Below are 23,799 nucleotides of genomic sequence, written 5' to 3'. Positions count from 1 at the left end.
GGTTTGAAAAAACACGGCAAAAAGGTCTTAAGTCTGACGGGGATCTTAGGGCTCACCCTGCTGCTGGCGGCATGTTCTAACAAGCCGATTACCAGTCACAGTACCGGGATTTGGGACCACTACATTGTTTACAACTGTTCGCGGTTTATTATTTGGCTGTCCAACATCTTTGGCGGTTACGGGATGGGGATCATCATCTTTACGATCATCATCCGGATCATCATCTTGCCACTGATGTTTTACCAGACCAAGTCCATGATGAAGACCCAGGAGCTGGCGCCGCAATTGAAGGCCCTGCAAAAAAAGTACTCGTCTAAGGACCGCGAAACGATGCAGCAGCTACAAATTGAGCAACAAAAGCTCTACAAGGAAGCGGGCGTTAACCCGTTTGCGTCGATGCTGCCACTGTTGATACAGTTGCCAGTCATGTGGGCCTTGTACCAAGCCATTTGGCGGACGGCCCAATTAAAGACGGGGACCTTCTTGTGGCTCCAGTTAGGACACACCGACCCCTACTTCGTCTTACCGATTCTGGCGGCGGTCTTTACCTTCATTTCTTCTTGGCTGTCAATGGCCTCGATGCCAGAAAAGAACTCGATGACCACGACGATGACCTGGGTAATGCCAATCATGATCTTCTTTATGGCCCTCCAGTTCTCGGCGGCCATCACCCTCTACTGGGTGGTCACTAACGCCTTCCAAGTGGTTCAGACCTTAGTGATCCAAAACCCGTTCAAGATTCGGCGGGAACGCGAAGCAAAGCAGGCGGCACAAAAGGCCAAGCAACGCAAGATTGAAAAAGTCAAGCGTCGGGCCTACTCTAGCAAGCGCAAGTAATTTAGAAATAGAATAAGAGGCCGGGAGAAAATGAAATTTTCCCTGCCTTTTTTTTCGAGGGGGAAGTCAATGAGTGAGTACCAAGGAAAAACGTACCAAGACGCCGTTTTAAAGGCGCAACAAGACCTGAACAAGCCGCAAGCGGAATTAACCATCACGGTGGTCGACCCTGGTCGGCGGGGCCTGTTTGGCCTGGGCGCCCGGCCGGTTAAGATTGAGGCGGTGGTCAAGAAAGTGGTTGAACCAGCAACGCCCACACTGTCATCGTCACCAGAAGAGGTGGCTCCGGTTCAACAAGAAGACCCCGCCGAGCAAACGCCTCAACTTATAGAAGAACCAGTGGCCACTGAGCAGCCAGAAGGCAATCCAGAAGGGGCGCCGGACGGTCAATTAAGCCCGGCGGAAATTGCCGCCCGCCACGAACAAAACCTCCATCGGATGTCGGCCGCCGCTACCAAGTTGGTCGACTACCTGGAGCAGGCCTACCGGGCACTAGGGGTCGACGTTTCAGCCACGGTTCAAAGTAGCGGGGCCAAGGACGTCACGATTGAGCTGAACGCACCAACGCCCGGGAGGGTAATTGGCTACCACGGGCGGCGGATCAACGCCTTTGAGGTGCTCAGTGTTGCCTTTTTAAACTACCAGGGGGTCAAGGACGCCCAGGTGACCTTAGACAGCGAAGGCTACCGGGCCAAGCGGGCGCAAACAATTACCCGGATTGGGGAGCGGGCGGTCACCGACGTCATCGCTAGCGGCCAAGCGGTCTTTTTGGACCCGATGCCGGCCAGGGAACGCAAACTCTTGCATAAGCAACTAGAGGATAATCCGAACGTCAAGACCTATTCGCAGGGGCGTGAACCCTTCCGCTCGGTCGTGATCGCCCCCAAATAATTGACAAGGGCGGGCAAAGTTCTTACAATAAATACGTTAAAATTGAAAACTTCGTTAGAGTAGTGAAAGTGCTTTGACCATGACCGCGGGAAACCGGGGCTTCGTGGAGGGGCACTTTTTTCTTTGAACGAGAAAGGACCAACAGATGGCAAATTCAGAGCAAGACACAATTGCGGCAATCTCGACCCCGGTTGGGGAAGGGGGGATCTCAATCATCCGGGTGTCCGGCGACCAGGCCCTAGACGTGGTAAGCCGGATTTTTAAGGGCAAGGATCTTCACCAAGTTAAAAGCCACACCATTAACTACGGGCACATCATCGATCCCGCAAGCGGGGAAACGGTAGATGAGGTAATGGTTTCGGTGATGTTAGCCCCCAAGACCTACACCAAAGAAGACGTGGTGGAAATCAACTGCCATGGGGGGCTGTTGGCGACTAACCGGGCCCTACAATTAACCTTAACCAACGGGGCGCGGTTGGCCGAACCCGGTGAGTACACCAAGCGGGCCTTTTTAAACGGCCGTTTAGACCTCTCCCAGGCCGAAGCGGTGATGGACCTGATCCGGGCCAAGACTGACAAGTCGATGAAGGTGGCCCTAAACCAACTCGACGGGGACCTGTCGCGGTTGATTAAGGCCCTACGCCAAGATATCCTGGACGTTTTGGCCCAGGTAGAGGTCAACATCGACTACCCCGAATACGACGCGGTCGAAGAGATGACCACTAAGATGCTAAAGGAAAAGGCCAGCGAGGTTCGCCAACGCTTGGAAACCCTCTTGCAAACGGCCAAGGAAGGCAAGGTCTTACGCGACGGCCTGGCCACCGCCATCATTGGGCGACCGAACGTCGGCAAGTCGAGCCTTTTAAACGCCCTCTTGCACGAGGATAAGGCGATCGTGACCGAAGTAGCGGGGACGACCCGTGACGTGATTGAAGAATACGTCAACGTGGCTGGGGTACCACTGAAGCTAATTGACACGGCAGGGATCCGTCACACCGACGATACGGTCGAAAAAATCGGGGTTGAGCGCTCCAAGCAAGCGATTGAAACCGCCGACCTGATCCTCTTGTTGATCGACTCCAGCCGCCCGCTGACCGAAGAGGACCGGGCGCTAATTGAGGCCACCGCACAAAAACCCCGGATGGTGATCTTTAACAAGACCGACCTGCCGGCCCAAGTTGACCTGGCTGAGCTAACCGAACTCGTTAACGGTGACCCGGTCATTCAGACCTCCATCTTGGAACACGCCGGGATGCAGGAACTGGGTCAAGCAATCGCCCACCGCTTCTTTAACGAGGGGATTGAATCTAATCGGGGCGCCGTGATGGTCACTAACGCCCGCCACATCGGCCTGTTGCACCAGGCAGTTGACTCGCTCAACGCCGTTTTGGAGGGGATCGAGGCCGGAATGCCGGTTGACCTGGTGCAAATTGATATGACCGACGCTTGGAACACGCTGGGGGAAATTACCGGCCAGACCTACCAAGACGAGTTGCTTGACCAGCTCTTTAGCCAATTCTGTTTAGGAAAGTAGAGGAAGAAACGAGAATGGAAACCAAAGTTGTTAACTACAACGGGGGCGACTACGACGTAATCGTTGTGGGGGCGGGGCACGCCGGCTCCGAAGCCGCCCTAGCCGCTGCCCGGATGGGGAATAAGACCCTCTTGATCACGATCAGCCTGGAAATGGTCGCCTTCATGCCATGTAATCCGTCACTCGGGGGCCCGGCCAAGGGGGTCGTGGTCCGCGAAATCGACGCCCTCGGCGGTGAGATGGGTCACAACATTGATAAGACCTACATCCAGATGCGGATGCTCAACACCGGGAAGGGCCCGGCCGTGCGGGCGCTGCGGGCACAAGCCGATAAGCACGCCTACCACCGCCAGATGAAGTGGACGATTGAAAAGGAAAAGAACCTGACCCTACGCCAAGGGGTGGTTGACGACCTGATCGTAGAAGACGGCACCGTCAAGGGGGTCATCACCAACACCGGGGCGGCTTACCACGCCAAGGCAGTGGTTTTGACGGTCGGGACGGCCGCCCGGGGTAAGATCATCATCGGTGAACTCCAGTACCAATCCGGCCCGAATAACTCTAAGGCCGCCGTTAAGTTGTCCGAAGCCCTGGAGCGGCTCGGCTTTGACCTCCAGCGGTTTAAGACTGGGACGCCGCCACGAGTGGACGGGAACACGATTGATTACTCCAAGACCGAGGAACAGCCGGGTGACCAAACACCAAACCACTTCTCCTTTGACACGCCGGACACTTCCTACATCCCGGTCAAAGACCAGATTTCTTCTTGGCTAACCTACACTAACCCGACCACCCACGAAATTTTACGTAACAACCTCGACCGCGCCCCAATGTTCTCTGGGGTGATCGAAGGGGTGGGACCACGCTACTGTCCGTCAATTGAAGATAAGATCGTCCGCTTTGCCGACAAGGACCGCCACCAGGTCTTCTTGGAACCGGAAGGGCGGGACACCGACGAGTTTTACTTGGACGGGCTGTCGACGTCAATGCCAGAAGAAATCCAGCACCAGATGATCCACTCGGTGGCCGGGTTGGAGCACGCCGAACTGATGCGGCCGGGTTACGCCATCGAATACGACGTGGTAGCCCCGTACCAATTAAAGGCCACTCTGGAAACCAAGTTGGTTAACAATCTTTACACAGCTGGGCAGACCAACGGGACCTCGGGGTACGAAGAGGCGGCCGGCCAAGGCCTGATCGCCGGGATTAACGCCGGCCTGCGCGCCCAGGGCAAGGAACCGTTTGTTTTGAAGCGCTCCGACGCCTACATTGGGGTGATGATCGACGACCTAGTCACCAAGGGAACCAAAGAACCTTACCGCTTGCTAACTAGCCGGGCCGAGTACCGGTTGATCCTACGCCACGACAACGCCGACCTTCGTTTGATGGAAAAGGGACATGCAATCGGGCTGGTGTCCGATGAGCGCCTGGCGGCCATGGAAGAAAAGAAGCAACGGGTGGAAGACGAAATCGCCCGCTTGAAGGACTTCCGGATCAAACCGGGGGAAGAAATTGACGCCTTTGTGGTGGCCCACGGTGATAAGCCGCTTAAGGACGCCATCGCTGCCGATGCCTTCTTACGCCGGCCGTACGTCGACTACCCAACCCTTCTGAAATTTGTTGATGCGCCGGCCGTTGAACTGGACCGCCAGGAAGTAGAACAGGTTGAGATTCAACTTAAGTACGCCGGCTACATCGAAAAAGAAGAGGCTAAGATTGAACGCCTCAAGCGGATGGAAGCTAAGCGGATTCCAGCCGATATTGATTACCAAGCTATTGAAGGCTTAGCCACGGAAGGGCGCCAAAAGTTGGAGCAGATTCGCCCGACCACCCTCGCCCAGGCCTCCCGGATCTCCGGTGTCAACCCGGCTGACCTGGCCATCCTGTCCGTGTACCTGCGGCAGGGAAAGTTGAAGTAACAAACACAAATTGTTTAATAAGTACGTGTTCGCTCAAATGGTCTGGTTTTAAATTTTAAATAACTGGTCTGGCGCCCTGATGAATAGTTAAAAAGATATGTTTAATGTGGCTGAACCCGCTTTCACACATAATTTATAAACTGACAAGGGATTGCGGGATTTTGACTTTGCCAAATCACCCATAATCATTGTATGATAGATTAAAAGATTCTTAAGGTGGTGCGCACCACCTTAGCTAATTGAGAAAGCGAGGATGCGTATGTTAAAAGAGTTTAAAGAGTTCATCGCCCGCGGGAACGTGATGGACCTGGCCGTTGGGGTTATCATCGGGGCTGCCTTCACGGCAATCGTGAAGTCGTTGGTTTCCAATTTGATTAACCCGTTGATCGGGATTTTCCTGGGGAAGATCGACTTGTCCAACCTGGTCTTTTCCATCGGTTCCGCCCACTTCCGTTACGGTTCCTTCTTAAACGAAGTGATCAACTTCTTGATCATCGCCTTCGTGGTCTTCTTGATGGTCAAGGGGATCAACAAGGTAATGCCAAAGAAGGAAGAAGAAGCAGTCAAAGAGGGCCCGTCCAAGGAAGAAGAATACCTTGGCCAAATTGTCGAATTGCTGAAGAAGCAAGATAAGTAAAGAAGTGGTAACCAACGCCGCTGTAAAGTAAAAATCCGGTTACTTCGTTATTGACGAAGTAACCGGATTTTATTTGTTGGAGGGATAGAATAGTGGGCTACCACTCCGTTCTAGTCGCGGTGGGCCTCCAAGTCGACCTCTGCTAGCGGAATCAACTTGGTCTTGTACTTGACCTTGTAGTAGATGTATAAGATCACAAACAACGGCACTGACATGTAGGTAATCAGGATGTTTTCCCAGTCAAGCTTAGCGAAAGCCCCCAGGTTTTGCCCCCCAACGGCGATTAGGCAGAGGATAAAGGCAAAGATGGGGCCAAACGGGAAGAGGGTGGCCTTGTAATTGAGGTCGCTGAGCTTGCGTCCCTGCTTGACGTAGGCACGCCGGAAGCGGTAGTGGGCCACGGCGATCCCGAGCCAGGCGATAAAGCCGGAGAGCCCGGAGGCGTTAATTAGGTAGTTGTAGGCTTCCTTGCCCAAGAACTGGGTGGCGAACACGGCTAGGGAGATCACCATCGTCCCGACCATGGCATAGATCGGAATCCCGCGCTTGTTGACGTAGCCAAAGATCTTCCAGGCAAAGCCTTCCTTAGCTTGGGTGTAAAGCATTCGGGTTGAAGCGTACAAACCGGAGTTGGCAGCCGACAACAGGGCGGTAAAGATCACGGCGTTCATGACTGAGGCTGCGGCAGCTAGTCCGGCCCGTTCAAAGACGATCGTTAGCGGGCTCATGGAAACGTCCTTGACGCTAGACGACAGGAGGTTCTTGTCGGTGTACGGCAGGATGCAAGCCATCACAAAGATCGACAGTAAGTAGAACAAGAGGATCCGCCAGAAGGTCGAGTGAATCGCCTTAGGAACGGCGTGTCTGGGGTCAGCCGACTCTCCGGCCGTGATTCCGACCAGCTCGGTTCCCTGAAAGGACATCCCGGCTACCAAGAAGACGGCAAACATTGACGGGAAGCCACCAACAAACGGTGCTTGTTTGTAAGTAAAGTTCTTTAAGCCGATGGCGGAGTGGCCCCCCATGATCCCGAAGATAACCAAAAAGCCGACCACCAAGAAGAAGCCGATCGTAACCACCTTGATAAAGGAGAGCCAATATTCGGTCTCCCCGTAAGATTTGACCGACAGCCAGTTGATCAGGGCGATTAGGACAAAGACGACGGACGAAAAAATCCATGACGGTAGGTGGGGGAACCAGAAGTTCATGACCACCCCGCAGGAAACGGCGTCAACAGTGATCGTGATGGTCCAGTTAAACCAGTAGTTCCACCCCATCGCAAAGCCAAAGGCCGGGTCGACGTAATCGGCAGAGTAGGTAACAAAGGAGCCGGTAGTCGGCGAGAAGGTCGCCATTTCCCCTAAAGAGGTCATCAGAAAGTAAACCATGATCCCCATTAGGGCGTAAACGACTAAGGCGCCCCCGGGACCGGCGGTAGCAATTGCCGAACCGGAAGCGATTAAGAACCCGGTCCCGATGGAACCACCCAAGGCAATCATCGATAAGTGGCGGGTCTTTAAGCTCCGCCGCATTTCGTGATTTTCGGTACCGGCGGCAGCGTCGGCTGAAGATTTCAAAAGAAGCCCTTCTTTCTAAATGGATAAAATTTCACAATTGATCAATCTATTCTAACATAAAATAAAACAAATACCGTAATATTCGTCAGATATTCATAAAAAGACAGGTGGAACATTAGAAATCCTTAAGGGTTCGATCGGTTTACATGAACGGGGAAAAAGACTATCATTATATAGATTTTACGGCGCTTTGCGGGTCCATTGGGGAGAGATATTTCCCGGGAAATGACCCAGACAAAACGAGAATTGGAGTTGAAAACAATGTGTGGAATTGTTGCGTTCGTGGATAATGAGAAGCCACAACAAAAGGAAGTTCAAATTCAAAAGATGATGAACCGGATTATCCACCGGGGACCGGATGATTCCGGAATGTTTGTTGACGAGCAGGCGGCATTAGGTTTTCGCCGGTTGTCCTTTATCGACGTTAAGTCGGGGAACCAACCCATCTTTAACGAGGACGACTCAAAGGCGGTCATCTTCAACGGGGAAATCTATAACTTTAAGCCCCTGCGAGAAGAATTAATTAAGGCCGGTCACACCTTTAGTACTCATACCGACACCGAAGTTATCCTGCACGGGTACGAAGAGTGGGGTGAAGGCGTCGTCAAGAAGCTACGCGGGATGTTCGGCTTCGTTATTTGGAACCGGGAGACCGGCGAAATGTTTGGGGCTCGCGATCACTTCGGAATCAAGCCGCTGTATTACGCCAAGATGAACGGGACCTTCTTTGTCGGTTCCGAAATCAAGTCCTTCTTGGATCACCCGAACTTTGATAAGCAATTGAACAAGGAAGCCTTAAAGCCGTACATGACCTTCCAGTACCCCGCTACTGATGAAACCTTCTTTAAGGGCGTTTACCGCCTGCCAGAGGGTCACTTCTTCCGTTACAAGAACGGCGAATTCTCAATGGAACAGTACTGGGACGCCGACTTCTCCCCGGACAAGGAAAGCTTCAACCAGGCCGTCGATAAGATCGAAGCGGCCGTTGACGAATCGGTTAAGGCCCACTCCTTTGCCGATGCCGGGATCAAGGTTGGTTCCTTCTTGTCAGCTGGGGTGGACTCCTCTTACGTAACGGCGATGATGCGCCCTGACAACACCTTCTCGATCGGGTTTGACTCCCGCTACGACGAAACCAAGCAGGCCCGCGAACTGGCCGAAAAGCTGAAGCTGAAAAACACCGACAAGAAGCTGACCAACGAGGAAGCCTTCAACGCCTTTCCGACCATCCAGTACTACCTGGACGAACCGGATTCTAACCCGTCCGTGGTGCCGTTGTACTTCTTGACCAAGTTGGCTAAGGACAACGGCTACAAGGCGATGTTATCCGGGGAAGGGGCCGACGAACTCTTTGCCGGCTACACCGACTACGGCTTCAACACTTCCTCTAAGCCGATCCGCTGGGTAACCGACCAGATGCGTAAGTTGCCACAACCAACCCGCTACAAGATTGGGGAATGGCTGAAGAACCACAAGAACTTCCACGGTCGTTTGCACATGTACCACGCCATGGCCCCGGCCCGCGAAGACTTCGTCGGGCAAGCCTACATCTTCTCGCCAGAAGAGGCGAGCGACGTCTTGAACAAGGACTTTGATTGCGGACCAACGATCCAAGAAATCCTGGCCCCGTACTTTGACAAGATCGAACCAAAGGATATCGATGAAGTGGCCAAGCGCCAATACGTGGACCTGCACCAGTGGATGCCAGGTGACATCTTGCTCAAGGCCGACAAGATGAGTATGGCGAACTCCCTAGAATTACGGGTGCCGCTCTTGGATAAGGAAGTCATGAACGTGGCTTCCCACACGCCAACTAAGTACCTCTTTAACTACAAGGGGACCAAGTGGGCCTTCCGGATGGCCGCTAACCGGCACCTGCCAGAGGAATGGGCGACCCGGCCGAAGATGGGCTTCCCGGTTCCAATTCGCGAATGGCTCCACGAAGACAAGTACTACCAAGAAGTACGGGCCCTATTTGAAGAGGACTTCGTTAAGGAATTCTTCGACCAGGACAAGATCTTGCAGTTAGCCGATGACAACTACCACCAAAAGATCGACGGCCGCCGTAAGTTGTGGACGATTTACACCTTCTTGGTATGGTACAAGCTCTACTTTATCGATAACTACGTGCCGGAATACACGAAGCAAGCGGATGCTGAGGTAATGCAATAATGACAATGACGCTAAGCGAAATTATCACGGTCTTAAAGGACGCAGGGTTGTTCAAGGAATTGATTGTGGCCGGCAAGTGGCACGACCGGGCGCCGGAGGAGTTGGCCAACCGCACCGTGTTAGACCTGTCTTACGACTCGCGGACGGTCAAGGAGGGGACCCTCTTCTTTTGTAAGGGCCTCAAGTTTGATCCTAAGTACCTGACGATGGCCGCTAACCAGGGGGCGAGTGTGGCGATGGCCCCGGCGGATTACTCCGCCCAGTTAAAAACTAGTGAGCATCCTGACTTACCCCAAGTGATCGTTACCGATATTCAAAAGGCGATGGCGACCGTGTCCCGGGCCTTCTTTGGCTTCCCGGACCGCAACCTGACCGTGATTGGCTACACCGGGACCAAGGGGAAGACGACCTCGGTTTACTTCACCCGCCACGTCATGGCCAAGGCCCTGGGGAAAGTGGTCGCCCAGCTTTCCTCGATTGACGAGTGTTTGGACGGCGAAACCTTCATCCCGGCCCACTTAACGACGCCGGAGTCCTTAGACCTCTTTAGGATGATGAAAGAGGCCGTCGACAACCAGATGAAGTACCTGGTGATGGAGGTTTCTTCCCAGGCCTATAAGAAGTCGCGGGTCTTTGGCCTGCCCCTTGATATCGGCGTATTTTTAAACATCTCGCCCGACCATATTAGTCCGGTGGAACACCCGAGCTTTGAAGACTACCTGGCCTGCAAGAGTGAAATCATCGACAACTGCAGGATCCTCGTCGTTAACCGGGAGTGCAGTCAGTACGATTACCTGGCCGAAAAGGCACACGACCTGGGCAAGCAGGTAATTTCATTTGGGAGCGATCAATCGGCGGCCGATTACCAATACCGACTGGGTGAACACGGTTACTTCACCGTTACCACCGCTAACCCGGCCCTGCCTAAGCTTGACGGCGATTTTCGAGTTATGATGCCGGGGGACTTTAACGTCGCAAACGCCCTGGCCGCATTGACCGTGGCGGCCCAAGTGGCCCCGGTCAGCGAGGACTTTCGGGCGGGCCTGGCCGAAACGACCGTGCCAGGACGGATGGAATTTATCAAGGACAAGCAGGGCGTGGTGGCCTGCGTCGATTACGCCCACAACTACTTGAGCCTGACGGCCAGCTTCAACTTCATGAAGCACGAATTTAAAGATGGCCGCTTGATCGTGGTGATCGGGGCGGCTGGGGGCAAGGCCGAATCCCGCCGTAAAGACATTGGGCGCGCCCTGTCCCAGTACGCCGATGTGGCGATTTTAACCTCTGAGGATAACTTCTTTGAAGACCCTCACCAGATCGCCGCTGACATTAAGGAAAACATTGATAACCCCGACCTCGAGGTCATCGTCAACGTTGACCGTAAGGCGGCAATTGAGCAGGCCTACGCAATGGCTAAGCCTGGCGACGCCCTCTTTATGGCCGCCAAGGGACGGGAAACCTTTATGCACGAAAAGGGCAAGGACGTTCCTTACCAAGGCGACTACCAGATTACTAAGCAATTGATGGAGAAATAATGCGATGACCCTGCAAATAATCGACCAAGTTCACATTGATACTAACTCGGCCATTTCTTTGCTGACCGAACACGGCCTCTTGGTGCGGACGGAAAACTACCGCCAGCACTTCTTCTACCACGTTGAGTACAATTCCAAGCTCGTTCAGTCCGAAACCCTCTTCTTTTGTAAGGGTGCGGCCTTTAAAGAGGATTACTTAAACGAGGCGATTGACCGCGGGGCAACGGCTTACGTGGCCGAACAAAGCTACCAAAACGGGGCGACGGCCCTGATCGTCACCAACATCCAACGGGCGATGGCGCTGCTATCCAACGCCTTTTACGGTTTCCCGTCCAACGACCTCTTTGCGATTGGGATCACCGGGACCAAGGGGAAAACATCGACGGCCTACTTCGCCGCCACGGCCCTGAACCTGGGGACCGACGACCGGACCGCCTTGATCTCAACTTTAAATACTTCGTTGGGCAAGGGTGACGTCTTCAAGTCCAAGTTGACCACCCCTGAATCGTTAGACCTCTTTCGCTATCTACGCCAAGCCGTCGATAATGGGATGACCCACCTAGTGATGGAAGTCTCTTCGCAATCCTACTTGCTCGACCGGGTCTACTCCCTACACTTCGGGATCGGGGTCTTTTTGAATATTTCCAGCGACCACGTTGGTCAAAACGAGCACCCCGACTTTGCCAACTACCTCTTTTGCAAGGAGCAGCTGCTCTTAAATTCCAGCGTTTGCGTGCTAAACACCCAGATGGACCATTTCGAAGAGGTTTACCAGGCCGCCAAGGTCTCGACGGCCCCGGACAAGATTTACCTGTTCGGGGAAGCCGGCAGTCACCCTGACTTAGACCTAGCTTACCAAATCCAGTCAACCGGCTTGGCTGGTTCTAACTTCCAGTTAACCGGGGTGAGTGACCGCGGGAGCGCCCTGATGTTAGATGGGGAGTACCAGTCCAGCGTGGCTGGCGATTACAACGTGGGTAACGCCACGGCCGCCGCTATTTGTGCCGCCATTGGTGGGGTCAAAAAGAAAACCATCCAGGAGGCCTTTGGGCAGGTCCACATCGCCGGTCGGATGGAAGTGATTAGGACCCAAGAGCACGGCACGGTCTACGTTGATTACGCCCACGACTACGCCTCCGTTAAGCGTCTCTTAGCCTTTTTAAAGGGCCAGCAACACCAAGGAGAGCCGAGCCAGATTACGGTGGTCTTAGGGGCGCCTGGTAACAAGGGGGTTTCACGGCGGCCGGACCTCGGTAAGGCCCTAGCTGAAGAGCGGGTCAACCGGGTAATTTTGACGACCGATGATCCCGCCTTTGAAGACCCCCAGGCGATCGCCGCGGAAATTGACGCCCACATCGATCACGATCGGGTTGGCCGAGTCGAATACGTGGCCGATCGCAGGGAAGCGATTGAAACGGCAATCCAAGCCGCCCGGGCGGGGGACCTAGTTGTCCTCGCCGGTAAGGGGACCGACCAGTACCAAAAGGTGGCAGGGGTGGATACCCCCTACCCTGGCGACATCGCCGTTGCCCGCCAAGTGATCGCCCATCTGGAGGGGTAACGTCTGACTAGGAGAAACGCTACCTTTGTTGTAAGATAAGGGTGATCAATAAAAAAGCGGGGCTAAAATTTAAAATGAAAGCACTACGACAAACCTTAAGCTGGATAATCCCAGTGGCGATCGGGCTCATCATCGCGTTGCTAGTGAAGCAATTTGCCTTCCAGCTCGTGAAAGTGGACGGGCCATCGATGCAACCCAACCTACAAAATAACGAACGGGTGGTGGCCGTTAAAACATCGAAGATTCACCGCGGTAGCGTCATCGTCTTCGATGCCAACGGGGTTGACCCCCAGGTATCGCAAACGACCGACTACGTTAAGCGGGTAATCGCCTTACCGGGTGACACGGTGGAAGCCAAGAACGGCTACATCTACGTCAACGGTAAGAAGACCAACCAATCCTACATCTCTAAGTACCAACGAACGACCGGGACGGGGAATTGGACTTTAGCGTCAATTTCCGAAGAGAATAACTGGATGAAGAATATGGGCGCCACCAAGGTCCCAAAGGGAATGTACTTTGTTTTGGGGGACCACCGTTCGGTCTCTAACGACAGTCGTTACTGGGGCTTTGTGCCGAAGAATAAGATTGTCGGGGTCGTCAAGGTGGGCTTTTGGTCCTCGAGCACCAAGCAGCATAAGTACAACGTTAACCAGCTCTGGAAGCATTACTTTACGGGGAATTAGCTAAAAAGGCGACGATGACTAATTCGGTCATCGTCGCCTTTTTAATCTTCGGTGGTTACTCAGAGAACGTGCTTCCCAACCACAGGCCTAGTGGCTAAGTCTGGCCACAGAACGCCGCTGTCGCGTTAACCTATGCCAACGGCCTGTCGAGTAGGTTGGTGAGCACTTCCATTCTTTGTTTCATATGAAACGACCTAGTTCACCTGACTAGTACCGTCGTTGTAATTTAAGGTGACGCCGGGTTGGACGTTAAAGATGTACACGTGGAACTTAACGGCGTCGCTGCCGACCGCTTGGGCCTCCATTTCCACCCCGCGGGCGAGGAGTTCGTTGCCCCGGAAGATCGGGGTAACCCGGTAGCGAACGTAGTGGTCCGGGGATTGCTTTAGGTAAGCGGCCACTTCGTCTTCGTACTTGAGCATGTCGGGGTCGTTTAACTGGCGGGTCCCGGTAATCAGATTTTTGAAGTTATTGTTTTGCCCGGTTAGCTGGTAGCCAATTAGGTGTGAGCGGTTGTAGAGCCACTGACCATTGACGCGTTTGTTATGCCAACCAGTCGGGTCGACGGTCAGGGCTTCCCGTTTGACGGTGGGCATCAGCGATTGGTTGAGCATCGCATTGGCCGCCCCGGGACGGTTATACTGGTCCAAGTTCCCGTAGCTTTGCCAAGCGCCGTTTGCAAGGGACAAGTCGGCTTCCGAGAAGCTTGGTTGATTATTGTCAACGGTGATGACGTCTTGGCCGGTATAGTCCAGGTTGGCTAAATTAGTGCCGGCTTGGCTGGATTGCTTGCTGGGGGTTGCCGGTTGGACGCCGTAGTCGCTAAGTTCTTCCTTGGTTTCTTTAATCTGCTTTTGCAGGTGGGTGATCTTTTTTTGGAGGGCCTGGTTTTCCTTGCTAAAAGAAGCGGCCCGCCGTTGGTCGGTACGGTCGTAACTGTAACTGCTGGAAGCGGGACTGGCCACGACCGCCGATTCCTTAGTGCCGGAGTGGGTGACTAGGCCCACGGTCATTAAGAACAGTGCGGCAAAGCCGAGGACGGAGATGGTCGCTTTGTGGTGGAAGTTTTTCATCTTGCTTACCGTCCTGACTTCGTGTAACCAGCGTTAATCGCTTCTTGCTCGGTGCTGAAGTAAACGGCGTTGCCGGCCTTGATGTGGTAAGTGGCTTGGGTCGGCAAGTGGTACTTCTTGGAGCGGGCATCGCCGACGATGACATTGGAGCCGTTCCCGGTGGCGACGGTTCCCGCAGTGGTCGTTGACGTAGCGGCGCCGTAACTTGGTTGCGTATCGGCGTCAGTAGCGTTAGCACTGGCTGCCTGAGCGCTAGCCGCTGCCTCTTTAGAACTAGCTTCCTCACTGCTAGACTCGGCGGCGCTCAATTGTTCCTTGAGGCTGGCTAGCTTGGCGCTCAAGGAGTCGCGTTTAACCAACAGGCTGTCGTGGGCCTTGCTTTCCTTAACCATGGAGGAGTGGCCGAGTTTTTTAATAATCACCGTCGGCTTTTGCGCGGCGTCAACGTTAGTGGTGGTACCAATGGCGGCGGTAAAGAGGGTCAAAGTGGCAATGATCAGGGTTAGGCGCCACCAAAATGGACGCTTAGCATGGTTGCCTTGCTTGAGGGACCAAAGCAGGGTGCCGATGGTTAATAGACAAAGAGTTACGATAAAGATCTTCAATTGATTTTTCTCCCGATAAAAGTGTTAAAGACGACAAAGAGGCTGTGGCAAACTTGCCATAGCCTCTTTGTATATGGATTTAGCGTGGATAATAAACGGCGGCTGACGCCTAGTCCGTCCTATTAGGGTTTCCTCGCTTAATAATTAGTCTTCGCGTGAGTAAGTAGCAACGTCGTGTAAGATGAGGTCCAAGAAGTCTTGCTTGGACATGCTTACTTGATCCTTTTCCCCGTACTTGCGGACGGAAACGGTGCCGTTAGCCACTTCGTCTTCCCCAACTACCAGGGTGTACGGAACCTTTTGGGTCTGGCTTTCGCGAATCTTATAACCCATCTTTTCGCTGCGGTGGTCAACGACGGTCCGCAGTTGGGCTGCCCGGAATTCACGGGCCAAGTCATCAGCGTAATCACCGTGCTTTTCATCGGAAACCGGGATGATGTTGACTTGGTTTGGTGCCAACCAGGTTGGGAAGGCCCCCTTGTAGATTTCGGTCAGGTAGGCCACGAAGCGTTCCATGGTGCCGACCACCCCACGGTGGATCATGACTGGGCGGTGTTGCTTACCGTCTTCACCAACGTAGTGGAGGTCAAACTTTTCAGGCAGCATGAAGTCCAGTTGGATGGTGGACATCGTTTCGTCGTTGCCCAGGGCGGTCTTGGTTTGGATGTCCAGCTTTGGTCCGTAGAAGGCCGCTTCCCCTTCGGCTTCGTAGTAGTCCAGCCCCATGGAATCCATGGCGGCCTTTAACATGGATTGACTGCGTTCCCACATTTCATCGTTAGCGAAGTACTTTTCGGTGTTCTTCGGGTCACGGTAGGATAAGCGGAAGGTGTAGTCGTTGATGTTGAAGTCCTTGTAGACGTCCATGATCAGCTTCAAGATCTTGGCGAATTCGTCTTGGATTTGGTCTAGGGCCACGAAGGTGTGACCGTCGTTTAAGGTCATTTCCCGGACCCGTTGCAAACCGGAGAGGGCCCCGGACTTTTCGTAACGGTGCATCATCCCGAGTTCGGCGATCCGCAGTGGCAGTTCACGGTAAGACCGGATGTGGTGCTTGTAGATTTGGATGTGGGATGGGCAGTTCATTGGCCGCAGTTCGAGCAGTTCGCCGTCACCCATGTCCATTGGCGGGAACATGTCTTCGCGGTAGTGGTCCCAGTGACCGGACGTCTTGTAGGCGTCGAGGTTCATCAAGACAGGGGTGTAGACGTGTTCGTAGCCATCGCCAACTTCCTTGTCGATCACGTAACGTTCGATCGTCCGGCGAATTGTGGACCCCTTTGGCATCCAGTACGGCAACCCGGCACCGACCTTTGGATCAACGAAGAACAAGTCGAGTTGGTTCCCGATCACCCGGTGGTCACGTTCGCGGGCTTCTTGGCGGGCCTTCAAGTCGGCTTCCAGGTCTTCCTTCTTGAAGAAGACGGTCCCGTAAATCCGTTGGAGCATTGGGTTAGAGGACATCCCCTTCCAGTAAGCCCCGGCCACGGAGAGGAGCTTAACGTTCTTAACGAGGTTAGCGTACAGCATGATGGGTGCCTGGGCTAAGATCGTTGTGTCGCCCATCTTGTAGAGGGATACTTGACCGTCTTCGGCGTTTTCCTTAAGTAGTTCGCTGGAGAATTGGTCACCTTCAACGGCCTTAACGGCGTCGTCAACGCTGACCTTGACCAGTTCGATCTTGAGGTTTTCCTTGGCTAACTTCTTAACGGCTCTTTCCAAGCCTTCCAATTCGTCAGCGGAGACTTGTTGGTTGTCCTTATCGGAGTCAACGAAGAATTGGTCTTCTTCGGCAACGGCTTCCCCGAGGCGGATTCCCTTGAATTGGTCTTGCAAGGCAGCCTTGAGTAAGAGGGCGGCGACTTGGCGCAGGGCGTCTAAACTTTCCTTTGATTCACGGTCGACCTTTTCAACGGTCCCGTTTGGTAACATGATGGCAACTTGTGGCATGTAAACTCCTCCTTTGGAATAAAAAAACGCCCCTAACGCTACCCACTTTGGCAACGTTAGGGACGTTGAAAATAACAACTTCAGCGTGGTTCCACCCATCTTCAGGATTTAAAATCCTCTCTATGGTGTGGTAACGGGCACGACCCGGTCCCCCTTATTTCGGGGGGCAAGAAATGGGGTGGTACCTTAACTACTCCGTGTAAAGGTGCTTCCAGCCATGGCACCCTTCCCTGGTTTACCGCTTGTAGTTAGGCGTATCCCGCATTTGAAACGATTATAGCATGCTCAAGGGGCATGTCAAGGCGTGGCTTAGTTTTATTGGTTTGCCGTGCCACCTTGGGGTCCGTTTTGGGTGGTAGTGTCAGAGCCATTTTTATCAGTGCTGCCACTATTGCCACTATTGCCACTATCAGAACCATTGCTATCACCGGTACTGCCATTACTACCAGTTCCCGTTCCGCCATTGTTACCGTACCCGTAGGTATTAGTGTTAGTGGTGTTGGTGTAAGTCGACTGGTTATCGTTACTGCTAGAAGCAGAGGAACCGGAGGAGTACACGGAAGAAGAACTCGATTCCGGTTTAGAGTATGAGTAGGTGTAGGTTTCCTGGTAGTCGGTAGAAGAAGAACTCGAGGACTTCTTGCTGCTACTCTTCTTCTTGTGTGAACTGGACTTAGAGCTTGAAGAAGTCGAGATTTCGTCGGAGCTGGTGTTAACCGGGTTTTGTTGCTTGACCACGAAAACGGCGATCATGACCACCAGGATGGCCAGCAAGATGCCCAACGCCAAGCGGAAGAGTTTCTTTTGCTTGCTAACGGGCTTTTTAGGCCGTCGGTTAGGCCCCTTGCGGTTGGCGGCGGTGGCCATTGGGGCTACCGGGCGCCGGCGCTTTGGCCGTTTCGGCCGCCGTGGGCCCCCAAAGAGACTAGCGAAAAAGCCCGGCTTCTTCGGTCCCCGGCGGCGGGGCTTACGGCGTTTTGAATTCGTGCGATGACTCTTTTTGGTATCGTAGAGTTCGACGCGCGATAAATGCTGTTGTTCATCGTCGTGATTGTTATTCAAAGTCGTCACCTCTCATTATTTAGGGCTAATAATTTAGCACACGTGATGGATCTTTTCGTATTATAACACGAAAGGCGGATTGCAAAAGGAAAGCCCGCGGAAAAGAATTCCCGTGGGCTTTGGGTGTCAGCGAAGCCGAAACGATTGGGAGGAGACAGGCTTCGTTGACGAAGAAGAAAAATCAATTGAGGATGGTTATAATATACCGCCGGGTAATGAAAAAGGTGTGAAGGGCGGGTAAGGAAAGATTAAAAGTAATTAAGAAAGATCAAGGGAGTAGCAAATAACCTACCTAACGGGCTATTTGCTACTCCCTTATTGTTGATTGTTAAGATAACGTCGCCGGCCTAGTGGCTAAGTCCAATGGTTGGATCGCACTTCCCTTATTTTTCCCAGGTGTGCTTTTCGCGTTCGGCCGCTAGGCGCCGGTCACCCCGGATTAATTCGAAACAAGTCCAAGCTAACAGAACCACGATGACCACGATCGAGATCCAAGCTAAGACGTCGGATAGCCCCTTGGACCAAATGCCGAAGCCTTCATAGGTTTGCGGCAGGTTGTAGAGGTTTAAGAAGGTTAAACCGATGACCGAAATCCAGCCGAGGACCCGGACCCACAGCGAGTTCTTGAACTGGCCCATTTCGGTGTCGCTGTTAGTCATGATTAACAGTGGCAGCATCGAGAATGGAAGGGCGAAGGCCAAGAAGACCTGGGAGTTTTCCATCAGTATGTTTAACGAGGCGTGCTGATCAATGGTTGATTCGTGCGCCGTCATTGCCACGCAGACCAAGACAGGAACCACCGATAAAAGCCGGGTGATCAGGCGCCGGGCCCACAGTGGCATCTTCATGTGGACAAACCCTTCCATGATGACCTGACCAGTCAGGGTCCCGGTAATGGTGGAGTTTTGCCCGGAAGCCAACAGGGCGATGGCAAATAAAGTTGATAAGACCCCGGACTTGGCCACGGCGATCAAGAGGCCGTTGCTTAACATGTCAGTGTTGTTTAAGGCATCGTACAAGCCGAAGAAGGAAGAATCTTGGACGGCACCGTTCTTGAAGACGGCTACCCCCATGATCAACAGGAGGGCGTTGACGAAGAAGGCCAGGGTTAATTGAATGTTAGAGTCCCAAGCGGTGAAGCGAACCGTTTGCTTGATGTCTTCAGCGTTAGTGTGGTCAATCTTACGCGTTTGGGAAATGGCGGAGTGTAGGTACAGGTTGTGGGGCATCACGGTCGCCCCGATAATCCCCAGCGAACCGGTCAGCGGGGAAATTCCGCCCACCACTGGTTCCTTGGCGATCGCTTCTTTAGTCGGGAGCAAGCCCTTGAAGACGCCGGCCCAGTCGGGGTGGGACAGGGCAACTTGGTAGGCGAAGACCGCTAAGATCACGAGGATCAAGCAGGCCACGATCGCTTCGATCTTCCGGAAACCGATCTTGGTCAATAACAAGAGCACCAAGACGTCTAAGACGGTGATGAAGACCGCTAAGACTAACGGAATGTGGAAGAGCAAGTTCAGGGCGATCGCCGCCCCGATAACTTCGGCAATGTCAGTCGCCATGATGGCTAACTCGGTCATTAACCACAAAATCACCCCAAGGGCCTTCCCTGTACGGGCGCGGATGGCCTGCGCGAGGTCCATCTGGCTTACGATCCCAAGTTTGGCAGCCATGTACTGTAACAACATCGCAATCAAACTTGAGATCAGGATGGTCGTCATTAAGGTGTATTGAAACGATTGGCCCCCGGTGATCGAAGTTGACCAGTTACCGGGATCCATGTACCCCACGGCAACGAGTGCCCCGGGACCAGAGTAGGCGAACAGGGTCCTAAAAAAGCCCTTGCCATGTGGGACCTCAACCGTCCCGTTAATTTCTTCTAGTGATTTACCGTTTGCGTGTTCAATTAAGCGCAGCTTACGGTGTTGATTCTTTGTGTTATCCACGCCAAATCCTCCCCTCATGATTATGGTTTTAAATGTTCAGCGAGCTTTCTAATTAACTTCCCGGAACACCTTTGTTAGGTTAGCATAAAAAAGTGATTTGTGCAACATAAGATTGGCGTAATGACGGGATTTAGCGGGTGCTAAAAGGAGCCGCTTTCAAACCTCTTTTCTGGTTGGTGGGGGTAAGGAAATAATTTCACAAAAAAACATATGTCAACCGGTTGACTTTGGCTAAATGGTTGAATATACTAATCACCATAAAGTTATTAAATTCACAAGAGAGAAGGATTTTACGATGAAGGCATTGGTATTACAAGGGATTAAGGATCTGGCAGTCCAAGACTACGAGGTTCCCGAAATCAAACCAGACGAAGTTTTAGTTCACACCGCGTTCGCCGGAATTTGTGGGACCGACAAGGCCCTTTACGCAGGGTTGCCGGGTTCTGCTTCCGCCGTTCCACCCATTGTTTTAGGTCACGAAAACTCCGGGGTCGTTGCCAAGGTTGGCGCAAACGTCACTAACGTTAAGGTTGGCGACCGGGTAACGGTGGACCCGAACATCTACTGTGGGCAGTGCAAGTACTGTCGGACCCAACGCCCAGAATTGTGTGAACACCTAGACGCCGTTGGGGTGACCCGTGATGGGGGCTTTGAAGAATACTTCACGGCGCCGGCCAAGGTGGTTTACCCAGTGCCAGCCAACGTTTCCTTGAAGGCGGCGGCCGTTGTGGAACCAATCTCTTGTGCCATGCACGGGGTTGACCTTTTGACCACCCACCCGTACCAAAAGGCCCTCGTGTTAGGGGACGGGTTTGAAGGACAACTCTTCGCCCAAATTTTAAAGGCTCGGGGGATTCACGAAGTTATCCTGGCCGGCCGCTCCGAAGAAAAATTGGCCAACAACCGCGAACACTTTGGCGTCAAGACGATCAACACGACTAAAGAAGAACTGCCAGAAGCCGCCTTTGACATCGTCGTGGAAGCCGTTGGGACCCCGGCGACCCAAGAACAAGCATTGGCTGCGGCGGCCCGGGGCGCCCAAGTCCTGATGTTTGGGGTCGGGAACCCGGACGACAAGTTCTCCGTTAACACTTACGACGTCTTCCAAAAGCAATTGACCATTCAAGGGGCCTTCATCAACCCGTACACCTTTGAAGACTCAATTGCCCTCTTGGCCAGTGGCAAGGTGGACCCACTGCCGCTGTTCTCCCACGAACTGGAATTCACCCAGGTGGAAGACTTTGTTTCCGGTAAGTTAGGCAAGGTTTCCAAGGCGATCGTTAAGGTTGGTGGCGAAGAAGCCTAACCCCTGGCATTAACGCAAATCTATAGTAGAATTAGGAGAGTTCCGTAACGGGACCCTCCTATTTTTATTAAAAAAGTTGACACGGTGTCACCTCGCGATTAGAATGGCCTTAATCGAGTGACACGGTGTCACTATGAGAAAGAAGTGGACGAAAAGATGCCAAGTTCAACCTTTACTAATCTTCCAGATGAAAAACGGCAACGGATTGAAGCCGCCCTGTTAAACGAGTTCAGCAACCACACCCTGGCAACGGCCCAAGTGGCCCGCATCGTTAAGGATGCCCAGATTGCCCGGGGGGCCTTTTACAAGTACTTTGACAATCTCACGGACGCCTATTCCTACATGTACCACCTGCTGGCTGCCAAGCTGGGGAGCCGGGATGATATGAAGCGCCGTCACCTACAGACGGCTACGGAATACATCCAACGGGTGCGCGACCTCGCTGACACGTCTGGCAGCCTGCGTAACTTCTTTGTTTTGCACTACACGGCCAACGAGGGGTTGCTACCCGATCCCTTACCGGCCAAGGTTAAGGCAATGATGGATGATCAACGGTGGTCAGCCATGATGCTAATTCACGAAAGCATCAAGGAGTGCCTCGTGGATCCGGAAAACGAAGATTTGATTTTGAAACGGTTGGAACGTGTCTTGCGGGTCCTTTTAAAAGAGGGGGAAACCGAAGATGTTTCTAGCAATCAAAGAGATTCTTCACGAGAAGGTGCGCTACGGCCTCATCGTGACGATGGTGGTCTTAACTAGCTACCTGATGTTTTTGTTGATGGGGATGATGTTTGGCTTGGCTAGTGAGAACACGGTCGCCATTGAATCGTGGGGAACCAAGGCGGTCGTTTTGAATAAAAACGCCAACGTTAGCCTTAGCCAGTCCCTGATCGCACCAAGCCAACTGCCTAAGTTAACCAAGCACGAAGCCGAGCTCGGCTTAGTCCCAGTGGTGATGGAAACGGTCGGTCAAAAAGAGAGCCACAAGACCTCCCTGCAGTTCGTGGGGCTCAAAGAAGACCAGTTTATCGCCAAGGATAAGTTAGCAATTACCAGTGGTCACCGGGTACAGAGGTCCAACCAGCTGGTTTTAGACGAATCCTTGAAGGATAAGGGCTACCGGCTCGGGTCCAAGGTGAAATTTGGTAATTCAGCGACCGAGTACACGGTGGTCGGATTTGCTAAGGATGCCAAACTAAACATTTCTTCCATTGCCTATGGGGACCTCAGCGTCTGGCAAAGCCTGCGCGGGGTCGGTAACCAGTTTGTCGCTTCCGGAATCATTAGTGACCAAGCCAAGCCGGCAGTGACGGCGGGTCTAGCATCCTACTCGGTCAACACCTTCATTGAGAAGTTGCCGGGCTATTCCGCTCAAAACACGGTCTTTGAGTTCATGATCGGCTTTTTGATGGTGATTTCCGTGATTATCATCGCCGTCTTCTTATACATCCTGACGATGCAAAAATTGGCCAACTACGCGGTTTTACGGGCACAGGGAATCCCAGCCCAACGCCTGATTAACGCCACCTTGGGGCAGGCCTTGATCCTGATGGTGGTCGGGGTGATCATTGCCTTGTTATTAACGGTGGTGACCGGGGCGGTACTACCAACCGCGGTGCCAATACTTTTTAACTGGCCGCTAACGATTGGAGTAGCGGTGGCCCTGGTGGTGATGGGGGTCATTGGGGCCCTCTTGCCCGTCCGGGTGATTAAAAAGATTGACCCGCTAGATGCCCTGAACTAAGGAGGAAGCGTTATGACTGCAATCGAATTACGTAACGTTGAAAAGTACTACGGACAAGGGATTGCCCGGGTTCACGTTTTGTCTGACGTGAACTTTAAGGCTGAACTGGGCAAGCTTAACCTGGTGATTGGCCCGTCCGGCTCGGGGAAGTCCACCTTCTTAACGATCGCCGGTGGCCTCCAGCAGCCATCTGAGGGACAAGTTTTGATTGACGGCCAAGAGATCTCAGCCCTGTCTGGTAAGCAACGCGATCGGTTACGCCTGGATAAGATCGGCTTCGTTCTCCAGTCTTACAACCTGCTCCCTTACTTAACGGTGGGGGATCAGTTCGCCCTGGTTGACCGGATGCGCCACGGTAACCTTTCCAAGGGGGAATTAGGGGACCTGTTAAAAGACCTTGGGATCGAAAAACTGATCCACAAGTACCCGGGCGAACTGTCCGGGGGGCAAAACCAGCGGGTGGCCATCGCCCGGGCCCTTTACACTGACCCGCAAATTATCTTAGCCGATGAGCCAACGGCCGCCCTCGACTCCGACCGGGTTAAGGTGGTGGGCCAACTCTTTTCCGACCTCGCCGTCAAGCACAACAAGGCCGTGGTGGTGGTCACCCATGACCTACGGCTGCGTGAATTCGCCGACCAGGTGTACACGATCGTTGATGGGCAAATGGCAAAAGAAGAATGACCGCTAGGAACACCGGCGTAAAATATGCACTTCCCTCCCTACTTGTAGAATGTAAATATTTTATGAAACCGGTTTAAGGA

The 23,799-nt window shown here is 53.2% G+C and carries 19 protein-coding genes; 13 read left to right on the top strand and 6 right to left on the bottom strand.

Translation table 11 applies throughout. The annotated features are described in order from the left end of the window. Positions 1–3 precede the first annotated feature (3 nt). The 5 genes from yidC to mscL all read left to right on the top strand — a co-directional run bounded on the left by yidC (position 4) and on the right by mscL (position 5,818). Positions 4–837 carry a membrane protein insertase YidC gene (gene yidC, locus FG166_RS00280; RefSeq protein ID WP_003682287.1) on the top strand — a complete coding sequence of 278 codons (834 nt, stop codon included), beginning with the start codon at positions 4–6 and terminating at the stop codon, positions 835–837. A 69-nt stretch (positions 838–906) separates the two neighbouring features. After that, positions 907–1,728 (top strand): RNA-binding cell elongation regulator Jag/EloR, encoded by an 822-nt coding sequence (gene jag, locus FG166_RS00275; RefSeq protein ID WP_003685619.1) that lies wholly within the window; start codon positions 907–909, stop codon positions 1,726–1,728. A gap of 145 nt (positions 1,729–1,873) precedes the next feature. Beyond that, positions 1,874–3,262, top strand: a complete 1,389-nt coding sequence (gene mnmE, locus FG166_RS00270; RefSeq protein WP_003682281.1) for a tRNA uridine-5-carboxymethylaminomethyl(34) synthesis GTPase MnmE — start codon at positions 1,874–1,876, stop codon at positions 3,260–3,262. A 14-nt stretch (positions 3,263–3,276) separates the two neighbouring features. Further along, a complete protein-coding gene (gene mnmG / locus FG166_RS00265) occupies positions 3,277–5,181 on the top strand; it encodes a tRNA uridine-5-carboxymethylaminomethyl(34) synthesis enzyme MnmG (RefSeq protein ID WP_003682279.1) in 1,905 nt (634 codons plus the stop codon). A 259-nt stretch (positions 5,182–5,440) separates the two neighbouring features. Further along, on the top strand, positions 5,441–5,818 hold the full coding sequence (gene mscL, locus FG166_RS00260; RefSeq protein WP_003685614.1) for a large-conductance mechanosensitive channel protein MscL: 378 nt from the start codon (positions 5,441–5,443) through the stop codon (positions 5,816–5,818). Between the two features lie 110 nt (positions 5,819–5,928). Here the strand turns inward: mscL and FG166_RS00255 are convergent, their stop codons facing one another. Further along, positions 5,929–7,350 (bottom strand): amino acid permease, encoded by a 1,422-nt coding sequence (locus FG166_RS00255; RefSeq protein WP_048339903.1) that lies wholly within the window; start codon positions 7,348–7,350, stop codon positions 5,929–5,931. A gap of 306 nt (positions 7,351–7,656) precedes the next feature. On the opposite strand from FG166_RS00255, the gene asnB reads away from it, so the two are divergent. From asnB to lepB, 4 genes are all read left to right on the top strand, one after another. After that, positions 7,657–9,567 (top strand): asparagine synthase (glutamine-hydrolyzing), encoded by a 1,911-nt coding sequence (gene asnB / locus FG166_RS00250; protein ID WP_035430853.1) that lies wholly within the window; start codon positions 7,657–7,659, stop codon positions 9,565–9,567. After that, complete coding sequence (gene murE / locus FG166_RS00245) at positions 9,567–11,102, top strand: UDP-N-acetylmuramyl-tripeptide synthetase (RefSeq protein WP_003682270.1); 1,536 nt, start codon at positions 9,567–9,569, stop codon at positions 11,100–11,102. The genes asnB and murE overlap by 1 nt, the downstream gene beginning before the upstream one ends. Positions 11,103–11,106: 4 nt before the next feature. Next, entirely contained in the window at positions 11,107–12,663 is a 1,557-nt protein-coding gene (locus tag FG166_RS00240; protein ID WP_003682269.1) for a UDP-N-acetylmuramoyl-L-alanyl-D-glutamate--2,6-diaminopimelate ligase, read from the top strand. 74 nt (positions 12,664–12,737) lie between these two features. Continuing rightward, complete coding sequence (gene lepB, locus FG166_RS00235; RefSeq protein WP_035430885.1) at positions 12,738–13,349, top strand: signal peptidase I; 612 nt, start codon at positions 12,738–12,740, stop codon at positions 13,347–13,349. A 194-nt stretch (positions 13,350–13,543) separates the two neighbouring features. Here the strand turns inward: lepB and FG166_RS00230 are convergent, their stop codons facing one another. The 5 genes from FG166_RS00230 to FG166_RS00210 all read right to left on the bottom strand — a co-directional run bounded on the left by FG166_RS00230 (position 13,544) and on the right by FG166_RS00210 (position 20,003). After that, complete coding sequence (locus FG166_RS00230; RefSeq protein ID WP_003682267.1) at positions 13,544–14,422, bottom strand: DNA/RNA non-specific endonuclease; 879 nt, start codon at positions 14,420–14,422, stop codon at positions 13,544–13,546. Positions 14,423–14,427: 5 nt separating this feature from the next. Next, entirely contained in the window at positions 14,428–15,027 is a 600-nt protein-coding gene (locus FG166_RS00225; RefSeq protein ID WP_003682266.1) for a sunset domain-containing protein, read from the bottom strand. 144 nt (positions 15,028–15,171) lie between these two features. Then, complete coding sequence (gene thrS, locus FG166_RS00220; protein WP_035430851.1) at positions 15,172–16,977, bottom strand: threonine--tRNA ligase; 1,806 nt, start codon at positions 16,975–16,977, stop codon at positions 15,172–15,174. A gap of 315 nt (positions 16,978–17,292) precedes the next feature. After that, on the bottom strand, positions 17,293–18,048 hold the full coding sequence (locus tag FG166_RS00215) for a hypothetical protein (RefSeq protein ID WP_035430849.1): 756 nt from the start codon (positions 18,046–18,048) through the stop codon (positions 17,293–17,295). Between the two features lie 374 nt (positions 18,049–18,422). After that, positions 18,423–20,003 carry an Nramp family divalent metal transporter gene (locus FG166_RS00210; RefSeq protein WP_003682262.1) on the bottom strand — a complete coding sequence of 527 codons (1,581 nt, stop codon included), beginning with the start codon at positions 20,001–20,003 and terminating at the stop codon, positions 18,423–18,425. A 277-nt stretch (positions 20,004–20,280) separates the two neighbouring features. On the opposite strand from FG166_RS00210, the gene FG166_RS00205 reads away from it, so the two are divergent. The 4 genes from FG166_RS00205 to FG166_RS00190 all read left to right on the top strand — a co-directional run bounded on the left by FG166_RS00205 (position 20,281) and on the right by FG166_RS00190 (position 23,719). Next, positions 20,281–21,291 (top strand): zinc-dependent alcohol dehydrogenase family protein, encoded by a 1,011-nt coding sequence (locus FG166_RS00205; RefSeq protein ID WP_003685594.1) that lies wholly within the window; start codon positions 20,281–20,283, stop codon positions 21,289–21,291. Between the two features lie 156 nt (positions 21,292–21,447). Next, positions 21,448–22,050 carry a TetR/AcrR family transcriptional regulator gene (locus tag FG166_RS00200; protein ID WP_024501258.1) on the top strand — a complete coding sequence of 201 codons (603 nt, stop codon included), beginning with the start codon at positions 21,448–21,450 and terminating at the stop codon, positions 22,048–22,050. Further along, positions 21,974–23,035 carry an ABC transporter permease gene (locus tag FG166_RS00195; RefSeq protein ID WP_003682259.1) on the top strand — a complete coding sequence of 354 codons (1,062 nt, stop codon included), beginning with the start codon at positions 21,974–21,976 and terminating at the stop codon, positions 23,033–23,035. The genes FG166_RS00200 and FG166_RS00195 overlap by 77 nt, the downstream gene beginning before the upstream one ends. Positions 23,036–23,047: 12 nt before the next feature. Continuing rightward, a complete protein-coding gene (locus tag FG166_RS00190; protein WP_003682258.1) occupies positions 23,048–23,719 on the top strand; it encodes an ABC transporter ATP-binding protein in 672 nt (223 codons plus the stop codon). Positions 23,720–23,799 lie beyond the last annotated feature (80 nt).

This window comes from Limosilactobacillus fermentum, from assembly GCF_013394085.1.
Lineage (GTDB): Bacteria > Bacillota > Bacilli > Lactobacillales > Lactobacillaceae > Limosilactobacillus > Limosilactobacillus fermentum.
Note: the sequence above shows the minus strand (reverse complement) of the source record. Positions and strands in the feature narration are given on the sequence as shown.